The 7,527-nt window shown below is 42.5% G+C and carries 8 protein-coding genes; 6 read left to right on the top strand and 2 right to left on the bottom strand.

All coding sequences use genetic code 11. From position 1 onward, the window contains the following. Positions 1–279: 279 nt before the first annotated feature. Together O9290_RS09290 and O9290_RS09285 are read right to left on the bottom strand one after the other, a co-directional pair. Positions 280–1,011 carry a slr1353 family protein gene (locus O9290_RS09290; protein WP_288026920.1) on the bottom strand — a complete coding sequence of 244 codons (732 nt, stop codon included), beginning with the start codon at positions 1,009–1,011 and terminating at the stop codon, positions 280–282. Between the two features lie 201 nt (positions 1,012–1,212). After that, positions 1,213–1,344 carry a hypothetical protein gene (locus O9290_RS09285; RefSeq protein WP_256378312.1) on the bottom strand — a complete coding sequence of 44 codons (132 nt, stop codon included), beginning with the start codon at positions 1,342–1,344 and terminating at the stop codon, positions 1,213–1,215. An 88-nt stretch (positions 1,345–1,432) separates the two neighbouring features. On the opposite strand from O9290_RS09285, the gene O9290_RS09280 reads away from it, so the two are divergent. The 6 genes from O9290_RS09280 to O9290_RS09255 all read left to right on the top strand — a co-directional run bounded on the left by O9290_RS09280 (position 1,433) and on the right by O9290_RS09255 (position 6,926). Beyond that, the gene (locus tag O9290_RS09280; RefSeq protein WP_288056581.1) at positions 1,433–3,685 is read left to right on the top strand and encodes a ribonuclease R family protein; all 2,253 of its coding nucleotides are present in this window, start codon (positions 1,433–1,435) and stop codon (positions 3,683–3,685) included. A gap of 2 nt (positions 3,686–3,687) precedes the next feature. Further along, positions 3,688–4,476 carry a DUF3153 domain-containing protein gene (locus O9290_RS09275; RefSeq protein ID WP_002761411.1) on the top strand — a complete coding sequence of 263 codons (789 nt, stop codon included), beginning with the start codon at positions 3,688–3,690 and terminating at the stop codon, positions 4,474–4,476. A gap of 331 nt (positions 4,477–4,807) precedes the next feature. After that, positions 4,808–5,854, top strand: coding sequence for a class 1 fructose-bisphosphatase (gene fbp, locus O9290_RS09270; protein ID WP_002740533.1), 1,047 nt, complete (start codon positions 4,808–4,810; stop codon positions 5,852–5,854). Positions 5,855–5,881: 27 nt separating this feature from the next. Continuing rightward, entirely contained in the window at positions 5,882–6,346 is a 465-nt protein-coding gene (locus O9290_RS09265; RefSeq protein ID WP_288056584.1) for a hypothetical protein, read from the top strand. Positions 6,347–6,397: 51 nt separating this feature from the next. Then, positions 6,398–6,589 carry a hypothetical protein gene (locus O9290_RS09260; RefSeq protein WP_288026924.1) on the top strand — a complete coding sequence of 64 codons (192 nt, stop codon included), beginning with the start codon at positions 6,398–6,400 and terminating at the stop codon, positions 6,587–6,589. Beyond that, positions 6,582–6,926: a type II toxin-antitoxin system PemK/MazF family toxin gene (locus tag O9290_RS09255; protein ID WP_002752537.1), complete on the top strand. Its 345-nt coding sequence runs from the start codon at positions 6,582–6,584 to the stop codon at positions 6,924–6,926. Before O9290_RS09260 ends, O9290_RS09255 begins: the two co-directional genes overlap by 8 nt. Positions 6,927–7,527 lie beyond the last annotated feature (601 nt).

Genomic DNA, 7,527 nt, shown 5'->3' with positions numbered 1-7,527 from the left:
GGCTCTTCGTTACTTGTTATGGTTCGATAGGGGGGCATAAATCGACTAAATCCTTATCTGGCAAGAGACTTAATTGATTAGTTCGCTCTAGATAAAAAACAATTGACAAAAATCGCTAAATGCCTTTCTATATAAGGGTTCCATCCCTTATAATCCCCGTCCATTGCATAACACAAACCGAAGAGCCTATTTCTTTCTGCTTCTCCTGACTCGGAGAATACTGGCTCGGAGACTTCTCACTTAACGGAAGATTTTTGATTTATGCAGCAGGTTTAGTGATTAGGCACTGATACTAGATAAGTAGTTATAGAATTCTAATAACTCCTCATTAGTTAGCAGTAAACGGGACTTTTTGCCATAGGTAGAAATCAGGTATTCCCGACCTTTTTCTGTGGTCCAAGCTAATCGTTTCATCTCCACATCAATTTTAGTTTTAAGAACTGAATAATCGATTTCTTCGGGAATAACAACAACTGGTTCCGGTTCTGGGGGTTCTTCTTCGGTTAAACTCGCTTCTTCTGGCAATTCTGATAATAAGGAGTAATTATCGGTTTCCATTTCTAATAATAAAGGCTCTGGTTCTGGTAAAGGAATATCCTTAACTTGGGGTAATTCCGGTTCAATTTTAGCTGGGGGAATATCCTTAACTTGGGGTAATTCCGGTTCAATTTTAGCTTCAGGACGAGGTATTTCAGTGACTTTAGGCGTTTTGGTCGATTTTTTGGCACTAGCGACGGGTTTAGGTAAATCTTCTGGTAGAGAAATATTATTGGGGCTGACTTTTTCCACAAGCTGGAGATCGGGGGTGCTTTCAGCCTCTAAAAGCAGTAAAGCTCGTTCTCTGGCTCTATCTTCGGCGATTTCCACCGTATCTGCCGCAGCTAAACCTGTAACGACCGTTTTTCCCTCAATTTCGACGATCGCTTTCACAATATACTTGCCGTGATCGATTTGAACTAACTCACTAATCAGGGCAACTTGGGGGTAACGTTGGCGTAACTTTTGCAACATGGTGACTTTTTCGAGTTCTTTTGTACTTATATTAGAATACTCTATCGCAATTATGGAAAAATGTAGCAAGTTCTTGCTAAGATTAAAGGTTAGATAAAATTTTCAGTTCTAGGATTAGCCTTGCCCACAGCAACAAGATTCTACTAGGCTGAAGCTTCTGCCAGAAAGACTAGCGATCGCCGAAAAGTTTGCCGGTGTTCGCTATTGGCTTATACTAACGAAGGCTTCGATAATTCTCAGGGTAGGTTCGGGGGTTCGATGCTTGGTCAGTTTACCTTCACTGTCACCAGCAGCGATCGCAATTACCCCGACAGAGATAATCTCTCGAGTCAATGGTTTAAATCAATCTTCTCATTATTAAGTATTTAAACTTAATTATTCACGATTCCGTCAGTGTCTTGTAAGTAAGGATTATTGTTAGATGGACTTCTCGATCGCCACACTCCTCTCTCATCTTAGTGATGATAAATTAGCTACGGGTAAACTTCTCGAAAAAAAACTGGGCTGCGAAGACGATCCCGAAAGCTGCGAAAAATTGCAAGTGATTCTCGGTGCTTTGGAACGTCTGGGAATGGTTGTCAAAGAACGCGGGCGCTATCGTCGTGTGATCGAGGAAAATGTCGTAGAAGCAAAGCTGCGCTGTTCCAGTAAAGAATTTTGCTTTGCTATCCAAGATATCGAAGATGCTGATGACATCTACGTCTCGAAAAATCATTTAAGTAACGCTTGGAATGGCGATCGAGTTTTAGTCAAAATCATCCGCGAGGGGACCCGTCGTCGTTCCCCGGAGGGAGAGGTGAGATTAATTCTCGAACGGGCTAATCCTTCGCTTCTAGCGCAAGTAAAACAGGAAAATGAGCGGTTTGTGGCGGTTCCCCTGGATGATCGCCTGAAATTTACCCTTAATCTCCTCGAAAACGGTCAAAATCTCCAAGAAAACATCGATCACCTCGTTCATGTTTCCGTCCTCCGTTATCCCCTAGGGGAAATGCCTCCCATCGGTAAAGTTACTCGTGTTCTCGGTTCCACGGCCGAGGCCGCTGCCGACACCGATATCGTCTCCTGTAAACACGATCTACCCCATAATTTTCCGCCGGAAGCCCTCGAAATTGCCGATAATTTAGCGTATTTCTTCGATAGTGGCGAAAAAGAACAACTGCGAGATTTAACCCCACTCTTCACCTTTACCATCGAAGATGACAACCCCCTGGATTATCCCCCGATCATTGAAAATGCCTTTTCTTTAGAGAAAATCAACCAAAATCGCTGGCGAGTCGCCATTCATATCAGCGATGTGGCCCGTTACATTGAACGGGGCGGATTATTGGATAAAGTTGCCAAAAAACGGGGAACTGCCGTCTATTTAGGCGAAAAAGTGCTGCCATTAGTCCCGGCTGCCGTTACCAGTCGTTGTTCCCTGTCACCGCAAGAACAGCGCCCCGCTATTTCTATCCTCGTCACCCTCGATGACAAGGGGGAGCTAGTGGAGTACGAAATCACCCGCAGCCTCATCCAAGTGGATCAACATTTTACCTATCAACAGGTGCGCGATCTGCTCAGTGAAGAAGATAGCGAAGCTGCCCCCACCGATACCGTTGAAACCCTGAAAGATTTATTTTTTAGCGTTTGCCCCACCCTAAAATCCCAACGTCTGCAGCGGGGTAGTTTTGATATTAAATTAGACAAAATCTCTCCCTACAAAGACGAAGGACGGGGGGGGACTGTTCTCGCTTCTAATAATTTACCGGCCCGTTCTTTACTGACAGAAGTGGCAATTTTAGCCGGCAAAGTCGTCGCTGAACATTTGCAAGCTTTACACTTACCCTGTATCTACTGTGGACAATCGGAACCGGATTGGGATGAATTGGAGGATTTACTCAAATTAGCCAATAATTTAGGGGCAGAATTAAATTTAACTGCCGAGGAGGAGATTAAACCCAATGACTATCAAAATCTCACCCGCATTTTTTCCGCTTCCACATCGGTGAAAGTCCTCAATTATCTCCTGCAAGAAACTCTCAAATTAGTTAGATATAGCAGCCATCCTTTACAGCATTTTGGTTTGGCCTATCCTGGCAATTATACCCACTGTCTCTCACCCCTGCAAAGATATGCCGATCTTTGGGTACAACGGGTGTTAAAACTCCTATTAACCGAGGGGAAAGATCGCCGCAGCAAAATCGTCAAAGTCGGGGTTAATTTGGGCAGTAATAGCTGTCATGGACAGATTCATTGGAATATTCTCCCAAGTCAAATTCAGGAGGAGTTAGAAGAAGAAAGCCATCTAATTGTTTCCCATCTCAATGATCGCTCAAAAATTGCTGAAGATGCCGAAAAAGACCTAGAAGGATTGAAAAAAGCCGAGAAAATGAAAGAAAGAATGGGTCAAGTTTTTCGCGGCTTAATTACCGGTGTACAATCCTATGGTTTCTTCGTGGAAATTTCCGATTTATTAGTGGAAGGGTTGGTCCATGTTTCTTCTCTCAAGGATGATTGGTACGAATATCGCGCCCGTCATAGCTGTTTGGTAGGACGGAAAAATCGCGTTGCCTATCGTCTCGGTGATGAGGTAGAAGTGGAGATAAAAGATGTAGACTATTATCGTCAGCAAATCGATCTAGTTACGGTTAGCGGTGGCAGTTCAGCAAGTTATGACGACTTAGAAGAAGATTAATTATGAATCAACCAACCACCGAAAAAATCGGAAAAACCCGCTTTATTCTGCCCTTTTTATGCGGTATTTTTCTCTTTTTAACTGGCTGTGTCCGTTACGATGTGGGCATTAATTTTCCCCACCAACACCACGGGGAAATTATTCAACATATCACCCTCGGACAACGCTTAACCAGTCTCAGTCAAACCGAAGCCACTAAATGGTTAAATAGTATCGAACAGAGGGCAAAATTACTTAAGGGGAAAACCGCTCCTATTTCCGAACGAGAAATAATTGTGACTATTCCCTTTAGTAATAGTCAGGAATTAGAGGAAAAATTTAATCAATTTTTTGATCCTAGTTCTTCCTTTAAAATCAAAAACTCTGCTAATACCGATGATATAAAGTTACTGCAACTAGACTCAAAACTGGCAGTTACAGAACGAGATTGGTTCTTTTTGACTCAGAAAAACTTAAAATTAACCGTTGATTTGCGGGCTTTAGGTGTACTTTCTGAACAGGGAAATATTATCGTTAGCCCCGGTTCTTTAGTCGATATCGACTTCGCTTTAAAGACTCCCTTCGCTGGTCAAAATATTGAAGATGACTCAGGATTAAATCCCCCGGTAGAACAAGTTGACAATCAGTTAATTTGGCATTTAAAACCGGGAGAAATTAACACCATTGCGGCAGCTTTTTGGCTTCCTAACTATTTAGGTATCGGCACAATAATTATTGTTTTAATAACAGGTTTTGCCTATTACTTGAAATATAAACGCTTGCCCGGTGTATCCCCATCGACTTCAAGTTAGATGGCAACTAAGTAGTTAGTGTTAAAAACTGTCAGACACCCCCCTTATCAAGGGTAGGGTTGATTCATGAATTAACCCTACCTTGAATCAACCCTACCCGGAATCAACCCTAGGATTAAGGGGGGATCGAAACCAAAATTTATCTTCAATTTAATTATAAACAGCTACTTATTGACCAAAATTTAATGATCAATGAGGGGAAAATTAGCCAACTCTAAAACTGATCTAAAAATTGGCCCGCAATAGGGAAAATCTTGGCTAGGATCAAACCATAGTCATAATTGAGACTAGACGGGTTTCCCTTTTTACTTCAACACTGGCAATTACAGTTATGGTTAGCAATATTCCCTTTTCTATCCCCGAACATAGCCTCGATCGAGATTGTACCACCCTCTCTCGTCACGTCCTGCAACAACTACAAAGCTTTTCCCCCGACGCGCAGGATTTAAGCGCAATTATGAGTCGGATTGCCCTAGCGGGAAAATTAATTGCCCGTCGTCTCAGTAAAGCGGGATTAATGGCGGATGTGCTAGGTTTTACTGGAGAAACCAACGTCCAAGGGGAATCGGTCAAGAAAATGGACGTTTTTGCCAATGAGGTATTTATCTCGGTTTTTAAGCAAAGTGGTTTAGTTTGCCGTCTTGCTTCCGAGGAAATGGATAAACCCTATTATATCCCAGAAAACTGTCCCATCGGTCGCTATACCCTACTCTACGACCCGATCGATGGTTCTTCCAATGTGGATATTAACCTAAATGTGGGTTCGATTTTTGCCATCCGTCAACAGGAAGACAATGATTTAGACGGAGAGGCGCGGGATTTACTGCAAAATGGTCGTAAACAAATCGCCGCCGGTTATATTCTCTACGGACCCTCGACTATTTTAGTTTACTCGATCGGTCGCGGTGTTCATGCCTTTGTCCTTGACCCCAGTTTAGGGGAATTTATCCTCGCCCAAGAGAATATTATTATCCCCGATCACGGTCCGATTTATAGTACCAATGAGGGCAATTTTTGGCAGTGGGATGAGGCAATTCGCGACTATACTCGTTATGTCCACCGTCATGATGGTTACACGGCCCGTTACAGTGGGGCATTAGTGGGAGATATCCATCGAATTTTAATGCAGGGAGGCGTTTTTCTCTATCCGGGTACTGTTAAAAATCCCCAGGGAAAATTGCGCTTAATTTATGAAACTGCTCCCCTTGCTTTTTTAATTGAACAGGCAGGAGGTAAAGCTAGTGATGGGGTGACAAATCTTTTAGATATCGTTCCCGATAAATTACACTACCGCACACCTTTAGTGATCGGTAGTGTCGAAGATGTTAAATTGGTGGAGTCTTTTATCGCTGATCGCCGTCATCGCGATCGAGTTTAACTTATAGTTTTATTTAGAGATATTGACATGGATTTACAAGCTCTGAAGTGGACTAAAAATGTAAGGCGACACGATGGTACATGGGCATATCGGGAATATAAGGTTTCTAATTCCTTCAAACTGGCATGGAAAGACGATGAAGTCAATGCCAATAAACCCGAAAAAGATAGTTTGATACTACTCAGGCAGCAAGGGTATGTTACCCATTTAGTAAAAGTTCTCGACTGCAAAGCCGAACGTGAAATTGGCAAGGATAATTACGACATCTATCGAATTGTTGAGGTGCTTTGGGCTATTGATTTTGATAATCCACCTGTATCAGCCAAAGCAGATGCGATGTTTGATTATCGAGAAGTTCTCAACTATCAGGGTGGGAAGGTGATGGAATTGGAGAAGTTACCAACTTTCAGACAGCGTTGGGATGACGATGGCGGTTTGAGGGGATTCCAAACTTACATTCGGAATTTATTGGGGCTGTCAAGCAATAACTAAGAGCCTTGTTAAGCTTGTGTTATAGTATTGAGCAGATATAGGGTAACTGCTATGACTGCTATAGTTCAGGAACTTTTAGATACCTTTGACCGCTTGACAGACTCAGAGCGCTCAGATTTGCTATTAGAGATTCTGAAGCGGACAATTCACCTGGATTTTCCGCCCTTATCTGATGAAGATCTAGTCCTCAATGCCGAGGGAATTTTTCTAGAATTAGATGATCAGGAAGCTTCCTGTGGATAGCCCTGATCGTGGTCAGGTTTGGCTGGTTGATCTGGGTTATGTGGCCAAAGTCAGACCCTGTTTGGTTATCAGTATTCCTGCTCGCAATCAAGAGCGTGCCTTAGCGACTCTGGTTCCACATACGACAAGCTCTCGTGGTTCAAGATTTGAAGTGAAAGTCCAAGCTCGCTTCCTTAGAGAAGGAGTCTTTGATGTACAAAACATCGTTACAATTCCCCATGCAAAGCTTTTGCGTAAATTAGGAAATCTGACATCTGAGCAAATGATGGAGGTTGAGAATGCGTTACTTTTTTGGCTAGGGTTTGAAGAGAGGAATGATCAAGAAAGCGAAGATTAGTCTGTGCGCTAGTTGCAGCGGAAACATAACCAATAGTTAGGGTTTGCGGCAAAAAGTTTTTCGTGGAGTGTGGGGTGTTTAGGTTTATTCAGCAAGCCCTAAATACAATCGAATCCCTTTCGGATAATTATTCTAGTATGAGAACATGAGTTGTTCTTAAGGAGCTATCTAAGTCATAACGATCACTATAGAAGATTTGCTGTTATCTTTGCCGTTAGTTAGCAGTGAAGAAATGTTAGCTGGAATGAGTTTTATTAAAAGAGTGATGGTAATTCTGGACTCTAACATTTTAAGCTTATTAGTAACCCCGCTCGGTGAAGACTGGCCAGAAGATCAAAAGTTATTTACAGAAGTTTATCAATGTACCGAATGGGTTTTATCGTCTGCTGGCAAGAGGAGCTTGTCTGACTTCATCTGATCTATGTGATTATGAGGTTAGACGAGAAGTAAAAGCGTGCAAGAATTAGAGGCTCTTCGGGACTTGGTATGGTTCGATATGGGGGCATAAATCGACTAAATCCTTATCTGGCAAGAGATTTAATTGATTAGTTCGCTCTAGATCGCAAACAATTGACAAAAATCGCGGTAATGTCTGTCTCTA

Origin of the sequence: Microcystis sp. LE19-41.2A (assembly GCF_027530405.1) — a bacterium.
Taxonomy (GTDB): Bacteria; Cyanobacteriota; Cyanobacteriia; order Cyanobacteriales; family Microcystaceae; genus Microcystis; species Microcystis aeruginosa.
Note: the sequence above shows the minus strand (reverse complement) of the source record. Positions and strands in the feature narration are given on the sequence as shown.